The organism is Exiguobacterium sp. KJ 601, assembly GCF_027161185.1.
GTDB lineage: Bacteria > Bacillota > Bacilli > Exiguobacteriales > Exiguobacteriaceae > Exiguobacterium > Exiguobacterium profundum.
Window position 1 is genome coordinate 541,187 of record NZ_JADHZG010000001.1, and the last position, 16,912, is coordinate 558,098.

A 16,912-nucleotide genomic window follows, 5' to 3' on the forward strand; every position below is an offset into this window, starting at 1 on the left:
TTTTTGTCATACCTTGAATTGGCGAATCAGTGAATCAAGTTCTTCCATCTTTTGTTGCGACTGTTCCGTCGCATGGTTCAACTCGGCGAAGCGTTCGACGGACATCGTCACTTTTTCAGCAATTTCCTGCGTACCGAGCGCTCCGTTGTTGACGGTCGTCGCAACGTCCTGGATGACACCGATCATGTTCGACGTCAATTGTTCGAGCTCCCCGGCAGCGGCAGCGAACTCGGTCGCAGTCGTTTCGAAGCGACCTGCGTCCTCGCTATATTGTCCGGCTGCCTCTTCAAGTTGGTCATAATCTTTCAAGACGTTCGTGTCGAGGAAGTGGAGCATCTGTCCAGAGCTTTCATTCAAATGATCGACCGAATGAAGAACGGTCGTCGAGATGACTTGAATGCGTTCGACGGTCGCCCGGCTCGTTTCGGCGAGTTTTCGAATCTCGTCGGCGACGACGGCGAATCCACGTCCGGCCTCTCCGGCACGTGCCGCTTCGATCGAAGCATTGAGTGATAATAGGTTCGTCTGCGCGGCGATATCGAGGATGTCGTTCGTGAGCGTCGCGATCTCACGCACGGCTTTCGCATCTTGCATCGCTTTCTCTAAGTTTGTGCGTGTCGACTGAAGGACGCTGATGGCATTCTCTTTCGCCTCTACCGCATGTGACTTGAGGGAGAGGGCACGCTCATCGATTTGTCTCGCTTCGGTTTTCCGCTCATCGGCCATCGTCACGATATGATGAATCGTCCGCTCCATATCCGAGGCGGAAGCGTTCATCTCTTGAGCGCTCGCCGCCGTCTGTTGCATACCGGCGGTCAAATCCTCTGTCGTCGCAGCGGTCGTCGTCATGTACGTATCAAGTTCTTTCAACTCTTCGTACATATGGGTTGATTGTTTTGACACGCCAGTCGTCACGTCGTTCACTTGAAGAATCAACTGACGCAAGTTGGCGATGAACTGGTTAAAGTCGCGTGCGAGTCCGGCGAACTCATCGCGGCGCTTCACAGGGATTGACGTCGTCAAATCGCCTTCGCTCGTGGCGAGCTCACGCATCTTCGTCTTGAACTCTTTGAGTGGTTCAAAGATGGAGCGGAAGATGAAGAGCATCATGAGGATCGTCATGACAGCCGCGACCCCAAGGACGATGAATAGTGTGAGTTGTACTTGTTCAAACGACTTAGCCGCCGCCGCTGTGTCCGTCTGAATTTCTTCCCGGTTCAAGTTGACGAGTAGACCGAGAGAGTTCGAGAGCGTGTCAGCGCTTGCATCCGCTGTATCGCGAATATATGTTTCTGCGGCAGCACTTCCTTCTTCGTTAGAAATACGGATGAGTTCACTCATCACGCCTTGATAGTCAGTCCAATTCGAGCTTGCCTGATCGAAGAGCTGTTGATCTTCTTCCATGATAATCGTGGCTTCATAACCGTCCATCCGTTGTTCTAAGATGGCGACGGATGCTTGAATGTCTCGCTCGATATTTTGTTTCGTCACCGCGTCCTCGACGAGTGCGTGACGAATCAGATGACGGCGAATTTCAAGCAATTGCTTATCCACTTGATGGATTTGGTCAATTCCTGGTACCCAAGAGACGATCATGTCCTCCTGGGCTGCTTTTGATGCGTTCAAGGCATACCAAGAGTAACCGCTTACACCAAGAAGTAGCACAAACATGATGCTAAACGCAGTGATGAGTTTATTCCGAATCGACATACGATTCCTCCTTACGAAACTTTTCTATCTTTAGCATAATCAGAATCGCACATCGACCGTATAGCTGATTTCGAAAGCGGGTCAATATTCGAGATGGATTCCCCTAGTTTCTTAAAAAGGAGACATTTTCTCACAAGATAGATTTCCTTTTTTGTCTTATGAAAAAGTGGTATGATAATGAACGATGTATTGAAAACTGTTGGAGGTGGGAATTTTGGCTCGTATTACAGAAGCTGAAGTTCGGCACGTCGCCGGACTTGCCCGACTTGCGATCACAGATGAAGAAGTGACGCACTTCACGGAGCAATTGACAAAAATTCTCGAGTTCGCCGAGCAACTCGATGAGCTGGATACAACGGGTGTCGAACCGACGACCCATGCCCTAGATTTGAAAAACGTACTACGCAAAGACGAGGTCCGTCCATCGCTTCCACGTGAGGAAGTCGAACGGATGGCACCTGACTGGGAGAACGGTCAAGTCCGTGTCCCTGCGGTCTTTGAGTAAGGAGGCCTTTCATGAGTTTATTTGACCACGGTGTAGCGAAACTGCATACGTTATTAAAAGAAGGCGAAGTCACGGTCACGGACCTCGTCAAAGAATCGTTCGATCGCATCGAAGCGACGGATGATCAAATCGGTGCGTTTTTGACGCTCAATGAGGATGCGTTCGAGCAAGCGAAGCGCATGGATGAGCTTGCGAAAACATCAGCCAACCCGCTCTTTGGGATGCCGATCGGTGTGAAAGACAACATCGTCACAAAAGGGATGCGGACGACATGTGCTTCGACATTCCTCGAGAACTTCGTCTCGGCACACGATGCGACGGTCGTCGAGCGTCTTCATGATGCCGGTGCCGTCACAATCGGAAAGTTGAACATGGACGAGTTCGCGATGGGTTCATCAAACGAGAATTCGGCGTTCAAACCGGTCCGCAACCCATGGGACCCGACTCGTGTACCAGGAGGTTCTTCAGGCGGTTCAGCGGCATCGGTCGCAGCTGGACAAGTCCTCTTCAGCCTCGGTTCGGATACGGGTGGTTCGATTCGTCAACCAGCCGCATATTGTGGTGTCGTCGGGATGAAGCCGACATACGGTCTCGTCTCACGCTTCGGCCTCGTCGCCTTCGCGTCGTCACTCGACCAAATCGGCCCGCTCACGCGTACCGTTGAAGACAATGCTTACTTATTGAATACGATTGCGGGTCATTGCGACATGGACTCGACGTCGGCTGAAGTCGAAGTGCCGGACTATACGGCAGCGCTCAACCAGGATTTGACGGGCATGAAGTTCGCACTTCCAGAAGAATTCATGGCAGAAGGTGTCGCGCCTGGCGTCCGTGAACAGATTGAAAAAGCGATCGAGACGCTCAAGTCTCTCGGTGCGACGATCGAGACGGTTTCGATTCCGTCTGTGAAGTATGCCCTCTCGGCGTACTACTTGCTCGCGTCGTCAGAAGCCTCTTCGAACTTGGCTCGTTTCGACGGTATCCGTTACGGACGTCGTGCCGAAGCGGACACGCTCGACGAAGTGTTCACGTATTCGCGTGAACAAGGGTTCGGGGACGAGGTCAAACGCCGGATCATGCTCGGGACATATGCCCTCAGCTCTGGTTACTACGATGCGTTCTACAAGAAAGCCCAACAAGTCCGTACCCTCATGAAGCAGGACTTCGCGAAAGTGTTTGAAGAGTATGATGCCATCGTTGGACCAACTGCTCCGACGACGGCATTCAAACTCGGCGAACAGCTCGACGATCCGCTCACGATGTACGCGAACGATATCATGACGATTCCGGTCAACTTGGTCGGTATTCCGGCCATCTCAGTCCCGGCAGGTCTTTCAGAAGGTCTCCCGGTCGGTCTTCAAATTATCGGGAACTACTTTGATGAATCAACACTTTACCGCGTGGCCCATGCTTTTGAACAAGCAAACGGCGGTTTCAAGATGCCACAGCTCTAAGGAGGACGTACGATGAACTTTGAAACGATCATCGGGATCGAGGTGCACGCCGAGCTGAGCACGAAGTCGAAGATTTGGTGTGGCTGCTCACGCACTTACGGTGCCGAAACGAATACACAGACGTGTCCGATTTGTCTCGGACACCCGGGCGTCTTGCCTAAATTGAACGAAGAAGCGGTCAACCTCGCCATCAAAGCGGCAATGGCACTCAACTGTGAGATTGCGACAGATACGAAGTTCGACCGCAAGAACTACTTCTACCCTGACACGCCGAAAGCGTATCAAATCTCGCAGTTTGATAAGCCGATCGGTTCAAACGGTCACGTCGACGTCGAAGTCGACGGAGAGATGAAACGATTCCGCATCGAGCGCGTGCACTTGGAAGAAGATGCCGGGAAGATGAACCACACGGGCGAAAAGCACTCGGTCGTTGACTTCAACCGGACCGGTTCACCACTCATCGAGATTGTCAGTGAGGCAGACATGCGCTCACCGAAAGACGCGGTCGCGTATCTCGAGCGTTTGAAAGAAGTCCTCTCGTTCGCTGGCGTCTCGGACGTCAAGATGGAGGAGGGGTCACTTCGCTGTGACTGTAACATCTCGGTCCGTCCATTCGGGCAGGAGAAGTTCGGTACGAAGACAGAGCTCAAGAACTTGAACTCTTTCTCAAACGTCTTAAAGGCACTCGACTATGAAGAGACGCGTCATCGCAAATTGCTTCTTTCAGGTGGCGTCATGCGTCAAGAGACGCTCCGTTACGACGAAGCGGCGAAAAAGACGATTCTCATGCGTGTCAAAGAAGGGGCAGCGGACTACCGTTACTTCCCAGAACCGGACCTCGTCCGTCTCGAAATCGATGAGGCATGGAAAGAGCGCATCCGCGCGACGATTCCAGAGATGCCGGCAGCTCGTCGTGAACGCTACATGAGCCAATACGGTCTCTCGGCATACGACGCAAAAGCCCTCACGTCAACGCGTGAGTTCTCGGACTTCTTCGAAGCGACGACAGCGGCCGGTGCGGAGCCGAAAGCGGCAGCGAACTGGCTCATGGGTGAAGTGCTCGGTCACTTGAACAAGTCGGATGAAACGGTCGAGACGATGAAGTTGACACCGGAATCACTCGCCGAGCTTATCCGCTTGATCGCAGAAGGGACGATTTCATCGAAAATCGCGAAGCGTGTCTTCACGGCGATGATGGAAGAAGGCGCTGAGCCGAAAGCGTATGTGGAAGCGAACGGACTCGCCCAAATCTCGGACGAGAACTTGCTCCGTGGCTACATCCTCGAATTGTTCGAGGCGCATCCGCAAATGATTGAAGACTTCAAGAACGGGAAAGACCGTGCGAAAGGCTTCATCATCGGCCAAATCATGAAACAGACGAAAGGGATGGCGAACCCGGCACTCCTCGATGGCTTGTTCCACGAAGAGATCGCAAAACGCTAAGCAGGCGGCGAGACACTTGTGTCTCGCTTTTCGCTCGAGTTGAGCATAGGGGAGAGAATCAATATGCAACGGAAACGTGCGCGGGTCATTTATAACCCGACATCTGGTAAAGAAGTGATCAAACGGGAACTCCCGTACATTTTGAACCGCCTCGAGGATGCGGATTATGAGACGTCGACGTATGCGACGAAAGCGATTGGTGATGCCACGCTCGAAGCAAAACGGGCCTCAGTGGCCGAGTTCGACCTCATCATCGCCGCAGGCGGAGACGGGACATTGAACGAAGTCATCTCTGGGCTCGCCCCGCTTGAGAATCGTCCGACGATCGGACTCATTCCGGTCGGGACGACGAACGACTTTGCCCGGGCGATGCGGATTCCACTAAGTGTGGTCGGTGCACTCGACGTCATCTGTGACGGATTCGAGATGCCGGTCGACCTTGGGGAAATCGAAGGCGAGAAAGGTGACATTCACTATTTCATCAATATCGCCGGTGGCGGCATCATGACCGAGCTCTCGTATGAGGTGCCATCGAAGTTGAAGACAGCACTCGGGCAGCTCGCGTATTACGTGAAAGGGATGGAGAAACTGCCTCTCATCAAACCGACGTATATCGAGCTCGAACACGATGAAGGAACGTTCCAAGGCGAGGTCATGGTCTTCCTCACATCGAACTCGAACTCGGTCGGTGGATTTGAAAAAATCTCACCACACGCGTCGTTGAATGACGGGTTGTTCGATCTGTTCATTTTACGGAAATGTAACTTGTTCGAATTCATCCACGTCGTCCGTTTACTCCTTCGGGGTGAGCACTTATCAAGCTCACTCGTCGAGCATGTGAAGACGAGCCGCGTCCGGATGAAGACGACCGAGCCGATGAGTCTCAACATCGACGGTGAGTACGGCGGGGAATGCACAGGTGAAATGCGGAACTTATTCCGTCACTTGACGGTGCTCGCGCCAAACGCAAGAATTCGCGAGATGGAAGATTTGAATGCACAATATGAACGCGAACAGATGATCAAGCAATTGTTCAATGTTTCGCTCGATAAAGCAGAGTGAAAAGATAGGAATGACGACATCTGTCATTCCTATTTGCAATGGAAGGAGCATTCGTATGCTACCAGTGAAAAAGAATGATCGTCTCGATGTCCACGTCCATGACTTGACCCATGAAGGGGCGGGTGTGGCACGTGTCGACGGCTATACGTTGTTCGTCCCGAACGCGTTACCGGGTGAGACGGTCGAAATCGTCGTGACGAAGACGAACAAGCAGTATGGGTTCGCCCGATTGTTGAACGTGAAAGAAGCGAGCGCCGACCGCGTCGAGCCACCGTGCCCGATTTTTTATCAGTGTGGCGGCTGTCAGCTGCAACACTTCAGTTATGAAGGACAACTTCGCCAGAAACGAGAACGTGTCGTCGATGCGCTCAAGCGTCTTGGTCAGTTCGACGTGCCGGTCCATGACACGATCGGGATGCCAGAACCTTGGCGCTACCGCAACAAGGCGCAAGTCCCGTTCAAACAAGAAGGAGACCGTCTCGTTTCAGGCTTCTATCGTCCTCGTTCCCATGATATCGTCGAGATGAGCGAATGTTTGATTCAAGATGAGCGCAATGATCAGGCGATCCAAGTCGTCCGTGATGTGTTGGACGCACGTGGCGTACCGGCGTATGACGAGAAGACAGGACGTGGGGTCATCCGTCACGTCATGGCCCGTTACGGGTACCATTCGGGTGAACTCATGATCGTCCTTATCACGAAGACGACGAAATTAAAAGGCGTGAATGAGATCGTCGCCGATATCGTCGAGCGTCTCCCAGACGTGACATCGATCATGCAAAACGTCAACCCGGACAAGACGAACGTCATCCTCGGAGCGAAGAACAAGTTGCTCTATGGTCATGAGACGATTGAGGATAAAATCGCAGGACTCACATTCACGATTTCTCCGCACTCGTTCTTCCAAGTCAACCCGGTCCAAACGGAGAAGTTGTACGGGAAGGCGCTGGAGTACGCACAACTGTCAGGTACGGAACAAGTCGTCGATGCCTATTGCGGCATCGGGACGATCAGTCTGTTCCTTGCTCGGAAGGCGGCGCACGTGTATGGTGTCGAAGTCATACCGGAAGCGATTGAAGACGCGAAACAGAATGCACTCGTCAATGAGATCGATAACGTGACGTACGCATGTGGTGCGGCGGAAGATGTGCTTCCAGAGTGGAAGAAAGAGGGCGTAAACCCGGACGTCATCGTTGTCGACCCACCACGTAAAGGATGTGCCGAATCGTTCCTCGAGACGATGGTCGAGATGGGACCGAAGCGAATCGTATACGTCTCGTGTAACGTCGCGACGCAGGCGCGCGATATGCGTTACCTCGCTGACCGAGGTTATCGCTTGATGGAAGTGACACCGGTCGACATGTTCCCGCATACGGCGCATGTGGAGACGGTGGCGTGGATGGAGAAAGTAGAATAAGATGAATGTATCATGCCTTCGATTGAATCAATCGGGGGCTTTTTTTGCAAACAGTCGAATGGGGAGTCGGAGATGAGGAAAATCATTGTTCTTGAACACCTGTCGTTAGACGGGGTGATTCAAGCACCAGGTGGGAGAGAAGAAGATTTGAGTGGGGATTTCATGCATGGGGGATGGACGGAACCTTTTTCGAGCCAAGAGCTCGGAATTTGGATTCGGACGCAAATGCATAGTGAGTTTGATTTGTTGCTCGGTCGAAAGACATATGACCAATGGGCGAGTTACTGGCCGAACCACGATGACGTCTGGCCGGAAGCCAACCGGGCGATGAAGTATGTGGTAACACGGCAATCACAGGATTCACGATGGGAGTCAACGATGCTTCTGACAGAACCAGTCGAAGCGTTGAAACGACTCAAACAAGAAGAGGGACCCGATTTACACGTCTGGGGAAGCCGCGAACTTGTGCATACGCTACTCGCGAACGACCTCATCGATGAAGTTCGACTGATTGTATATCCCATCATCATCGGTTCAGGCAAACGACTTTTCCCAGACGGCAACATCTTGCCACTACACCTCGACGTGATCGAGCAACAGCTGATGCCGAACGGGGTCCATGTTGTTCGGTATGGGCGCCTTCAATCAGAAGGGGGGAAGATATGAGAATCGAGCAACACCTCGAAATGACCGTATCAGAATCGATGGATAAGGAGCTAACTGAGCTATTACAACATGCGTTTCCCTCAATTTATCCGAATCGCCGCTACTTCAAGCAATTACCCCATTTCCGACTCATCGCGTATGAAGACGAACGGATCATTGGACAAGTCGGGTTAGACTTTCGTGTGATGAATATGAACGGGGAATCGATTCACGTGCTCGGCATCATCGATCTGTGTGTCCGGGAAGAAGTTCGGGGACGTGGGGTCGGACGGGCACTGATGGAAAAAGTCATTGCTCTTGGGGAAACGTACCCCATCGATTTTCTTCTGTTATTCGCAGACCGACCAGACCTCTATGAACGCATTGGGTTTCACACGGTATCTAACACATGCACGTGGCTTCAAATCAATGACGAGAATCAGACGACACGCGGAATCGGTGAGGCATCGTTTGAAGAATTGATGATTCGTCAGGTGGGAGACAAACGATGGAGCGACAGAACACTCGATTTGCTTGGATATTTATACTAGGGGGATATCGGTGAATCTTGAACAAGTGACAAAAATGTATGACACGTATGCACAAAAAATCGGGGACCGAAAACAAGTGTATGAAACGATTGCTGATACTTTTGACGTAAAGCAGGCGCTCTATCCAGGGAGTCACGTTGACGTCGCCCCTTCCCTCATGTCATCTATGTCGACAGTTTCAAAGGGACAATTCGTTTCTTCAAGCAAATTGAAACGGTACAGGAGCTGATGGATCAACGAAAGGAATATGATGAGCCGTGTACGATTGAATTTTTTGGTCAGGACTATACGCAGCCGCTCGACATCGAACCCGTTGACTTGATCATCTCGCAATATGCGGGGTTTGTCGGTCAGGCGACGAAACAATATTTGAAGCCGCGTGGCATCTTGCTCTGTAACGATAGCCATGGAGATGCGACGTTGGCGCAATTCGATAAAACGTTCGAGCTGATTGGGGTCATGGGAAGTACAAATGAACTTATTCAGACAGGGCTCGACGATTATTTCCGATTGCCGAAAGGGAAAGACGTCGATGTAGCCGAAGTGAAGAAGACGATGAAAGGTTTAATGTATACGAAGTCAGTTGAGAATTATGTGTTTCAAAAAAGGAGGGATTGAATGAAGCAATATACGATTCGAACTCGTAACGTCCCGCTTTCCCTGCATGACGCGGTCATCACGGAAGCGACTTTTATGGGTTCGACAATCCGTCTCGTTTTTGCGGATGGCATCCGTGACTTGTTCAAGAAAGAAGCGGTATGGACGGGACGTGCCGTCGTGACAATCTCGAACATAGACCGGGATTCTTCGTCGCTCGTCCGCTTCGGTGAATCGTCTTATTCGGTATGTCCGATCGAACAATTGGGTCAGTTTGTTAAAATGGGGCGCTTCGAAATCATCGATGAACTGTACGGATATCGGCAACTATTGTTCCGCTGCATGTGGTTGACCGATACGATGTGTGAGGCGGTGGAGCTGAGTCTATCCCATTCAAGTGAGCTCGTCATCCGATGGGAAGACGAGCCGTCCGAAGCGATGTATGAATCTGAATCATTTTGAGGCAAGTGTGAGACCGACATGATCGGCGACCGCTCGCGCAACATCTTGTTTTGATAGGTGATCTGTTACAATTTTTTCTGCATGGATTTCAGATTGAAATGCGGACTGGCAGCGAACAATCTGCGCTTTCCCCCAAGAGTTGAACCATTCGAAACGTTTATTCAATCGTTTCACGAGCGTCTGTCGATGCGCTTCGAGGATCAAATGACGTACGTCGATCCCGTCCCGCTGAAGCCGACCGATGATTTCGTCTACATACGTTGCGTCCACCAATGTCATGGGAACAAGGATGACCCCATCGAAGGACGTGGCAATCTTCGACAACATCCGATAGTTGAATTCCCGCCATTCCAGATGGTGCTGAAAATCGGGCTGTTGAAGGCTTTTTGGCAATTGGTTCCGAATGAAAATGCCGACTTGTTCCGGGTCGTAGAGAAACGCATTCGGCAACTGTTTCTCAAGTAGCTTGGCACAGGTTGTCTTGCCCGAACCGAATGCGCCGTTAATCCATATAATCATCAAAGTCCCCCCATTTTTCATCATGTCGTCTTGCAATTATAACGTATAGTTGAGTTTGCAGAATCCTATAGATTGACTAAAGGAGATTGAAACATGTTATCGATTGATGTATATGTTGTCCATGCTTTTTCAAAAGATGGAGAAGGAGGGAATGCGGCTGGGGTCGTATTACATGCAGATGCCTTAACCGAATTAGAAATGAAACAGATTGCGAAGAAGGTCGGTTACAGTGAGACTGCCTTCGTGAGTCAATCGCATCATGCGGATGTCCGCGTCCGTTTTTTCACACCTGAAGAGGAAGTCGACCTCTGTGGTCATGCAACGATTGCAACGTTTCATGTATTGAAAGAACAAGGTCTACTTGGGAGTGGACGATTTACACAAGAGACGAGAGCTGGTGTGTTAGAGGTCGAGATCCGAAACGATTTGACTATTATGATGCAGCAGCGACTCCCAGAATTTTTACCCGTGACAAATCATCAAGAAATTGCTGATTCACTTAAGGTTCCGCTTGAGGTATTAGATGATCGTTTTCCGATTCTGATCGGTTTCACTGGACTCCGGGATATCCTGATTCCTATCAAATCGCTTACTGAACTATTGTCTATTCAACCGGACTTCGAAAAAGTGAAGGAAATCAGTCGACAATCTGACGTGGTTGGGTACCATCTTTTCACTCTTGAAACGATGGAGGATGGCATCGCCCATACACGAAATTTTGCGCCACTATATGGAATCGATGAAGAATCTGCCACTGGAACGTCGAACGGTGCGCTGGCTTGTTATCTGTTCGAGCAATCTCTTGTTTTGAAGAAGTCGTCTACGCTTGTCATGGAGCAAGGATATGGAATGAAACTTCCGTCAGAAATTTTGGTAGAACTAACTGTAGCAGGAGAAGAAATCTCACACGTCACGGTTGGAGGAAAGGCGACTACTCTGAGCGTACAACATCTTGATTTCTAGGAACTCAAAAGACGAGCCGCGGCTCGTCTTTTTCATGCTGTCTTAGGATTAGGTGATTCTGTTTCTCGTAACGCATCGACTCGTTTGTATTCTTCAGTATCGGTCCACATCTCGTCTTTCAACGGATTGAGACGTCGTTTCATAATACGTGAAACCTGCATGACGGCGAGCACGACGTTGAGGGCGAGACTGATGAGGGCGAGCGTCCAGTTCGCTGCCGGATTATAAGAGACGCTCACATTGAACGTACTGCCGACCGCAAAGAAGTAAGGGAAGGTCATGACCCACATCATCCAAATCGAGAGCGTTTGGGCACGGTTCTGCATCCATGTTCCTTTCGCCCAAAGGAGAGCAGGGATGGTTGCGGCAATGTTCAACGCAAATCCGGAATAAAATGCGTTACCTGGTGCACACGAATAGACGTAGGAGATGTTCCAAATCCCATATGCGATGATCCACAATTTCGTCTGGTCCGGCCAAATCATATCGACTCGCTTACCGGACGTCGCAAAGATACCGAACCAGCCACAAATGGTGAGGATGTTCAAAATTCCGGCGAAGGCGTTGACGTAGTTCCACCCACCGGAGATGTAATTCATACCGTCGACGACCCCATCAAATCCCATGAAGCCGACTTGAAACTCCCGTATAACGGCCTCCATGATATTGATGGCAAGAATGGCCGGGACGAGTACTAAATACCAAGGATGTTTCTTATGGTAGTTCGTGAAGCGGATGACCATGTAGATGAGCGAGCCGGCGAGTGCCGAATACACCTTCAACCAATGGAACCACGACGTGATTTCCGAATCGACGACAAACAACCAGATTGGAGTCAGTGCGATCGGTAACGCCATGAACATAAGTTGGCTCGCCCGTTTACCAGAACGGACGAACTCGTTAAACCCCATCAGCAGTCCAAGGACGACGAACCACATGACGACGTTATACCAAGGCATTGATTCGAAGAAAAACATAACATGACACTCCTTTCGAAAATGAGATAAACAGAAATAAATGCAGTGACTAAACATACCGAACGTTCGTTATGTTTATGTGAAAAGTGTAACAAACTATTGTAAACGCTGTCAATAGGAGGTGGGAGCTCACATGGAAGTGTCGAAAGTTTGCCACATCATTATGGTATAATGAGCGTTGAAAACAGAGGAGGGTGCGAGATGATGATGAACGAAGGAAAGTTGAAAATCTTACAAGCTGCGCGTGAAATCATCGTCGAACAGGGCATCAAAGGCACGACGCTCCGAGGGATTGCGGAGCGGGCCGGATTCAGTACGGGTGCGATTTATCATTACTACACGTCCAAAGAGGCGATTCTATATGACGTGATGGACGAGGGGCTCGGTGAGGTCAAACGCATTGAGACCGTCTCCCATGACGATCGAAAGGAAGCGGCGGTGATTATCCAGGAAATCTATGAAGGTATGCAGGAACGCCTTCAAAAAGATGCGGAGAGCCGACTTCAATTTTATCTCGCCCACGAAGCGATGATTGGCAATGAGGACATCGAACAAAAGTTCAAAGAGAAATATGAAGATTGGATTACACGGATTGAGGCAATCTTTGTACGGGCTTACGGAGTCGAGCAAGGGCCGATGACTCGGGCGGTCGCGACATGGACGATGGCCGGGATTGACGGGATGGTGCTCCAGACGCTACTTCGCACGGGAACGATTGAACCGGAATACACGAATCGTGTGCTTCATTACTTATTGACCGAAGGATTCCCGCACTTTTTTCAACTCATTCGCTCGAAAGAAACGGATCATGAGTAATGTCAGTTGATACAATCCGACGGACATAATAGAATAGATGAGTGATTTTGTTGGACTGTATGGATGAAAGGAACTGATTTTACGATGAAAGAAAACTTTTGGCGCGACCTTCCGCGTCCGTTCTTTATACTTGCCCCGATGGAAGATGTGACCGATGTCGTCTTCCGTCATGTCGTCGCCCACGCGGGACGCCCGGACGTCTTCTTCACAGAATTCGCGAACTCGGACAGCTATTGCCATCCGGAAGGAAAAGGTAGCCTCCGTGGTCGTTTGACGTTCACTGAGGACGAACAGCCGATGGTCGCCCACATCTGGGGAGACAATCCGGAATATTTCCGTCAAATGAGTATCGGGATGGCCGAGATGGGCTATAAAGGACTCGATATCAATATGGGTTGCCCGGTCCCGAACGTGGCGAAACGTGGGAAGGGGAGCGGTCTTATTCTCCGTCCGGAAGTTGCAGCTGAGCTCATTCAAGCAGCAAAAGCCGGTGGTCTCCCTGTCAGCGTCAAAACGCGTCTAGGTTTCGCGAAGCTCGATGAGTGGCGTGACTGGTTGACGCATCTCTTGAAACAAGACATCGCCAACTTGTCGATTCACTTGCGCACGCGCAATGAGATGAGTAAAGTCGACGCGCACTGGGAAATGATCCCGGACATCGTGAAGTTGCGGGACGAGATCGCCCCGGATACGCTCATCACCATCAACGGGGACATCCTCGACCGTCAAATGGGACTCGAGCTCGTTGAGAAATACGGGGTCGATGGTGTCATGATCGGTCGCGGGATTTTCAAGAACCCGTTCGCGTTCGAGAAAGAGCCACGCGAACACTCGATGGAAGAACACCTTGATCTATTGCGTCTGCAATTGGACCTTCAGGATAAATTCCAAGAAGACGTGCCGCGTTCGATTTCGAACTTGCACCGTTTCTTCAAGATTTATGTCAAAGGATTCCGTGGGGCGAGCGAGCTACGCCATAACTTGATGGAAACGAAATCGACGGATGAGGTACGAGCGTTACTCGATGCCTTTGTCGAGAAATATCATGAAGAAGAGGCAGCACTCGCTGAGGCGGTCTCGACAGTCGAATAGTTTTTTGAAGGGGGTCAGTGAATACTGAGTCCCTTTTTTATATGAAAAATAGTAGATGACGATGAAACGTTTAATCTGGCTGATTCGTATGTAATGAGTGGAAAGAAGAGGAGGGGTGAAGATGAGCGAATGGCGCGAATCAGCAGTCGGGCTAGGACTTGTATTTGGCACGGTTAGCGGAATCGTCATCTCTTTATTAGTTGATTTTCCGTTTATATACGGTATTGTCATCGGTTCAATCATCGGATATGTGATTGGTCTTTTCATATCCATTCGTGCGATCAAACGATAGCGACCCATTACTAAAACAAGAGGGGGCTTTTACATGAGTGAATTCCAATTTATTGTGAGCGATCACCCACTAAAAGAAGTCGAAAATCCATATGGTGAGTTCTTATCTATCAACGAGGCCATCCAAAAAGGCTTCGTGTTGCCTGACATTCTGACAGACGTCGAGGACCTCGACCGTGATGAAAAGATTTTGATGAACGTCGAGTCGGAAGAGCAACTTGACGAGATTGAGATTAAACATAGTCTCTATTATGCCGTGGAGAACGTCGAGGCTTATTCTTCAAAACCGCACGTAGTAGAGTTGTGTTGGCGTTATTCCGATGCGAGAGCCGAACAGCTCGTCGAGTATATAACCGACCATTTGAAGACGGCGGAGGAAGTCGAGATTTGGAAAGTGTGGGTCGATGAACAGACCGAGCCGAAAGTTCAATCCATCAAGCTCGACGAGTTGACGATAGATGCATTACGATTCTTAGGCGAAGTCGGATTCGTACGACCGGAGTGCCTTCGAGTTACAACATCCTAATCCGCGTGCAAATAACGTATTGTCCTCCCTGACGAGATTTCTCGTTAGGGATTTTTGATTTCTCACCTCACTTGAATAAAGACTGCTATATTATGGGGAGAAGAGTCAGGAGGGAATACCATGCATATTCTAATCGTAGAAGACGACCGGACGATAGCCTCCGGTCTCCAATATTCACTCGAACAAGAACAATTTAGAACAACGTTATGCCAAAACGTGGCTGACGCGACGCTTATGATTGAACAACAGTTACATACAATTGATTTATGCCTCTTTGATTTGTCACTGCCAGATGGGAGTGGGTATGACTTATGTCGGCTCGTGAAGCAACAACAAGACATCCCTGTCATCTTTCTGACGGCATTCGATGATGAAGTGAATGTGGTGATGGGACTCGATATGGGAGCGGACGACTACATCACGAAACCGTTCCGTGTCCGAGAACTCGTTTCACGAATTCACTCGGTACTTCGTCGATACAATAAAAACGTACGCTCGCCTCTGTTGACGATTGGTCCAGTTGAAATCAATACGCAAGATGCAAAAGTAAAAAAGAATGGGGACGAAATTTTGTTGACAGCGCTCGAGTATCGTTTGTTGCTCATCTTTGGGAGGCATACAGGGCAAGTGTTGTCACGGACCCAACTACTCGATCAGATTTGGGATGTGGGTGGGGAATTCGTGAACGATAATACGTTGACCGTTTATATTAAGCGACTCCGCGAGAAACTAGAGGATGATCCACAACACCCGATGCTTATTACGACGGTGCGTGGAATCGGATACAAGGTGGGGCGTTAATATGTTGCGAAACCAAGAAATAAGAATATACTTGTTCACTTGTCTATTTTTTATTGGAATAGCTGTAGGTATTGCCGTCTTATTCATGTCCATAGAGACGGCCGTTCTGGTCGTCCTATTAGCAATCATACTTTTCGGCGTTACGTATCGTTTCACGGCATGGCGTTATCGAGAAATCGAGCAGCTCTCTGGATATCTTCAAGAAATCAGTAATGGCAACTATACATTGGATGTCCGTGATAATCGCGAAGGGGAGCTCAGTTTGTTAAAGAGCCAACTCTACAAAGTGACGAAAATGCTATCTGAACAAGGCGCGCATCTTGAAGAAGATAAACAGAAGTTAACGGATGCCATCTCCGATATCTCCCATCAATTGAAGACACCGCTCACCTCGATGACCGTCATGGCGGATCTCCTCAGTGACCCTCGTCTATCCGAGGAAAAGCGTCAAGAATTCACCCATAACGTACAAGTACAACTTGAACGAATGGAGTGGCTCTTGTCTTCTCTTCTCAAACTATCAAAAATTGATGCCGGGACAATACATTTCAAGCGCGAATTGGTATCTGTCCCTGCGCTCATTGAAGCCGTAGCGGAACCGATGCTCGTACCGATTGATATTAAAATGCAACGACTCCATGTTCAAGGCGAAAAAGATGTTACATTCGAGGGTGATTTGAAGTGGACGACGGAGGCACTCATCAACATCTTAAAAAATTGCGTGGAGCATACGCCTGAACAGGGCGATGTATTCATCGAGTTTAGTGAAAATACGCTGTATACAGAAATTGTGATTCGTGACACGGGGATTGGCGTCGCAAAACAAGACCTCCCGTACATTTTCCAACGGTTTTATAAAGGTGTGAATGCGAGCGAAGAAAGTGTCGGGATTGGGCTTGCCATGGCACACAGTATCATTATGAGCCAGGAAGGTGAGTTGACTGTTCGAAGCGAACCTGGGGTCGGAACGGATTTTCATATTCGCTTCTATAAAGCAGTTGTCTGACCGCTAAGTGACGAAATCGTCACTTTCGAGTCACAGACGAGTCACACTCACTCGGTACACTCGAAGTAGATCAAG

The 16,912-nt window shown here is 49.8% G+C and carries 20 protein-coding genes; 17 read left to right on the top strand and 3 right to left on the bottom strand.

All coding sequences use genetic code 11. The features are described 5' to 3' along the window. Positions 1 to 6: 6 nt before the first annotated feature. Positions 7 to 1,710 (bottom strand): methyl-accepting chemotaxis protein, encoded by a 1,704-nt coding sequence (locus tag IRJ25_RS02760; RefSeq protein WP_214815929.1) that lies wholly within the window; start codon positions 1,708 to 1,710, stop codon positions 7 to 9. A gap of 214 nt (positions 1,711 to 1,924) precedes the next feature. On the opposite strand from IRJ25_RS02760, the gene gatC reads away from it, so the two are divergent. The 10 genes from gatC (at position 1,925) to IRJ25_RS02810 (ending at position 9,846) form a co-directional block, all read left to right on the top strand. After that, positions 1,925 to 2,215 carry an Asp-tRNA(Asn)/Glu-tRNA(Gln) amidotransferase subunit GatC gene (gene gatC / locus IRJ25_RS02765; RefSeq protein ID WP_012727041.1) on the top strand — a complete coding sequence of 97 codons (291 nt, stop codon included), beginning with the start codon at positions 1,925 to 1,927 and terminating at the stop codon, positions 2,213 to 2,215. A gap of 11 nt (positions 2,216 to 2,226) precedes the next feature. Beyond that, the gene (gene gatA / locus IRJ25_RS02770; protein ID WP_269317747.1) at positions 2,227 to 3,669 is read left to right on the top strand and encodes an Asp-tRNA(Asn)/Glu-tRNA(Gln) amidotransferase subunit GatA; all 1,443 of its coding nucleotides are present in this window, start codon (positions 2,227 to 2,229) and stop codon (positions 3,667 to 3,669) included. Between the two features lie 12 nt (positions 3,670 to 3,681). Further along, a complete protein-coding gene (gatB, locus tag IRJ25_RS02775; RefSeq protein ID WP_012727039.1) occupies positions 3,682 to 5,112 on the top strand; it encodes an Asp-tRNA(Asn)/Glu-tRNA(Gln) amidotransferase subunit GatB in 1,431 nt (476 codons plus the stop codon). A 63-nt stretch (positions 5,113 to 5,175) separates the two neighbouring features. After that, positions 5,176 to 6,174 carry a diacylglycerol kinase gene (locus IRJ25_RS02780; protein WP_269317748.1) on the top strand — a complete coding sequence of 333 codons (999 nt, stop codon included), beginning with the start codon at positions 5,176 to 5,178 and terminating at the stop codon, positions 6,172 to 6,174. A 55-nt stretch (positions 6,175 to 6,229) separates the two neighbouring features. Continuing rightward, on the top strand, positions 6,230 to 7,591 hold the full coding sequence (gene rlmD, locus IRJ25_RS02785; protein WP_269317749.1) for a 23S rRNA (uracil(1939)-C(5))-methyltransferase RlmD: 1,362 nt from the start codon (positions 6,230 to 6,232) through the stop codon (positions 7,589 to 7,591). A gap of 72 nt (positions 7,592 to 7,663) precedes the next feature. Next, entirely contained in the window at positions 7,664 to 8,257 is a 594-nt protein-coding gene (locus tag IRJ25_RS02790; protein WP_269317750.1) for a dihydrofolate reductase family protein, read from the top strand. Next, complete coding sequence (locus IRJ25_RS02795; protein ID WP_214781833.1) at positions 8,254 to 8,787, top strand: GNAT family N-acetyltransferase; 534 nt, start codon at positions 8,254 to 8,256, stop codon at positions 8,785 to 8,787. Before IRJ25_RS02790 ends, IRJ25_RS02795 begins: the two co-directional genes overlap by 4 nt. Before the next feature lie 10 nt (positions 8,788 to 8,797). Next, positions 8,798 to 9,016 carry a hypothetical protein gene (locus IRJ25_RS02800; RefSeq protein WP_214781831.1) on the top strand — a complete coding sequence of 73 codons (219 nt, stop codon included), beginning with the start codon at positions 8,798 to 8,800 and terminating at the stop codon, positions 9,014 to 9,016. Next, complete coding sequence (locus tag IRJ25_RS02805; protein ID WP_269317751.1) at positions 9,016 to 9,405, top strand: hypothetical protein; 390 nt, start codon at positions 9,016 to 9,018, stop codon at positions 9,403 to 9,405. Before IRJ25_RS02800 ends, IRJ25_RS02805 begins: the two co-directional genes overlap by 1 nt. Further along, positions 9,406 to 9,846, top strand: coding sequence for a hypothetical protein (locus IRJ25_RS02810; protein ID WP_214781827.1), 441 nt, complete (start codon positions 9,406 to 9,408; stop codon positions 9,844 to 9,846). It begins immediately after the preceding gene. Here the strand turns inward: IRJ25_RS02810 and IRJ25_RS02815 are convergent. Continuing rightward, on the bottom strand, positions 9,838 to 10,365 hold the full coding sequence (locus tag IRJ25_RS02815) for an AAA family ATPase (protein ID WP_269317752.1): 528 nt from the start codon (positions 10,363 to 10,365) through the stop codon (positions 9,838 to 9,840). The two genes, IRJ25_RS02810 and IRJ25_RS02815, sit on opposite strands and share 9 nt — an antisense overlap. Positions 10,366 to 10,458: 93 nt before the next feature. Here IRJ25_RS02815 and IRJ25_RS02820 point away from each other — a divergent pair, with 93 nt between their 5' ends. Continuing rightward, a complete protein-coding gene (locus IRJ25_RS02820; protein ID WP_214690596.1) occupies positions 10,459 to 11,328 on the top strand; it encodes a PhzF family phenazine biosynthesis protein in 870 nt (289 codons plus the stop codon). Between the two features lie 32 nt (positions 11,329 to 11,360). On the opposite strand, the gene IRJ25_RS02825 is transcribed toward IRJ25_RS02820, so the two are convergent. Continuing rightward, positions 11,361 to 12,305, bottom strand: a complete 945-nt coding sequence (locus tag IRJ25_RS02825; protein ID WP_269317753.1) for a DUF5692 family protein — start codon at positions 12,303 to 12,305, stop codon at positions 11,361 to 11,363. Positions 12,306 to 12,506: 201 nt separating this feature from the next. On the opposite strand from IRJ25_RS02825, the gene IRJ25_RS02830 reads away from it, so the two are divergent. From IRJ25_RS02830 to IRJ25_RS02855, 6 genes are all read left to right on the top strand, one after another. Next, complete coding sequence (locus tag IRJ25_RS02830) at positions 12,507 to 13,121, top strand: TetR/AcrR family transcriptional regulator (protein ID WP_159562710.1); 615 nt, start codon at positions 12,507 to 12,509, stop codon at positions 13,119 to 13,121. 84 nt (positions 13,122 to 13,205) lie between these two features. Next, entirely contained in the window at positions 13,206 to 14,213 is a 1,008-nt protein-coding gene (locus tag IRJ25_RS02835; RefSeq protein ID WP_441316658.1) for a tRNA dihydrouridine synthase, read from the top strand. Between the two features lie 121 nt (positions 14,214 to 14,334). After that, positions 14,335 to 14,505 carry a hypothetical protein gene (locus IRJ25_RS02840; protein ID WP_159562708.1) on the top strand — a complete coding sequence of 57 codons (171 nt, stop codon included), beginning with the start codon at positions 14,335 to 14,337 and terminating at the stop codon, positions 14,503 to 14,505. Between the two features lie 33 nt (positions 14,506 to 14,538). After that, entirely contained in the window at positions 14,539 to 15,030 is a 492-nt protein-coding gene (locus IRJ25_RS02845; protein ID WP_269317754.1) for a hypothetical protein, read from the top strand. A 120-nt stretch (positions 15,031 to 15,150) separates the two neighbouring features. After that, positions 15,151 to 15,831 carry a response regulator transcription factor gene (locus tag IRJ25_RS02850; protein WP_269317755.1) on the top strand — a complete coding sequence of 227 codons (681 nt, stop codon included), beginning with the start codon at positions 15,151 to 15,153 and terminating at the stop codon, positions 15,829 to 15,831. Position 15,832: 1 nt separating this feature from the next. Then, on the top strand, positions 15,833 to 16,837 hold the full coding sequence (locus tag IRJ25_RS02855) for a sensor histidine kinase (protein WP_269317756.1): 1,005 nt from the start codon (positions 15,833 to 15,835) through the stop codon (positions 16,835 to 16,837). Positions 16,838 to 16,912 lie beyond the last annotated feature (75 nt).

Coding starts and splice junctions, on each gene's coding strand:
- IRJ25_RS02760 (WP_214815929.1), bottom strand. CDS start 1,710: ATGTCGATTCGGAATAAACTCATCACTGCGTTTAGCATCATGTTTGTG.
- gatA (WP_269317747.1), top strand. CDS start 2,227: ATGAGTTTATTTGACCACGGTGTAGCGAAACTGCATACGTTATTAAAA.
- gatB (WP_012727039.1), top strand. CDS start 3,682: ATGAACTTTGAAACGATCATCGGGATCGAGGTGCACGCCGAGCTGAGC.
- IRJ25_RS02780 (WP_269317748.1), top strand. CDS start 5,176: ATGCAACGGAAACGTGCGCGGGTCATTTATAACCCGACATCTGGTAAA.
- rlmD (WP_269317749.1), top strand. CDS start 6,230: ATGCTACCAGTGAAAAAGAATGATCGTCTCGATGTCCACGTCCATGAC.
- IRJ25_RS02790 (WP_269317750.1), top strand. CDS start 7,664: ATGAGGAAAATCATTGTTCTTGAACACCTGTCGTTAGACGGGGTGATT.
- IRJ25_RS02795 (WP_214781833.1), top strand. CDS start 8,254: ATGAGAATCGAGCAACACCTCGAAATGACCGTATCAGAATCGATGGAT.
- IRJ25_RS02805 (WP_269317751.1), top strand. CDS start 9,016: ATGGATCAACGAAAGGAATATGATGAGCCGTGTACGATTGAATTTTTT.
- IRJ25_RS02810 (WP_214781827.1), top strand. CDS start 9,406: ATGAAGCAATATACGATTCGAACTCGTAACGTCCCGCTTTCCCTGCAT.
- IRJ25_RS02815 (WP_269317752.1), bottom strand. CDS start 10,365: ATGATTATATGGATTAACGGCGCATTCGGTTCGGGCAAGACAACCTGT.
- IRJ25_RS02820 (WP_214690596.1), top strand. CDS start 10,459: ATGTTATCGATTGATGTATATGTTGTCCATGCTTTTTCAAAAGATGGA.
- IRJ25_RS02825 (WP_269317753.1), bottom strand. CDS start 12,305: ATGTTTTTCTTCGAATCAATGCCTTGGTATAACGTCGTCATGTGGTTC.
- IRJ25_RS02830 (WP_159562710.1), top strand. CDS start 12,507: ATGATGATGAACGAAGGAAAGTTGAAAATCTTACAAGCTGCGCGTGAA.
- IRJ25_RS02835 (WP_441316658.1), top strand. CDS start 13,206: ATGAAAGAAAACTTTTGGCGCGACCTTCCGCGTCCGTTCTTTATACTT.
- IRJ25_RS02840 (WP_159562708.1), top strand. CDS start 14,335: ATGAGCGAATGGCGCGAATCAGCAGTCGGGCTAGGACTTGTATTTGGC.
- IRJ25_RS02845 (WP_269317754.1), top strand. CDS start 14,539: ATGAGTGAATTCCAATTTATTGTGAGCGATCACCCACTAAAAGAAGTC.
- IRJ25_RS02850 (WP_269317755.1), top strand. CDS start 15,151: ATGCATATTCTAATCGTAGAAGACGACCGGACGATAGCCTCCGGTCTC.
- IRJ25_RS02855 (WP_269317756.1), top strand. CDS start 15,833: ATGTTGCGAAACCAAGAAATAAGAATATACTTGTTCACTTGTCTATTT.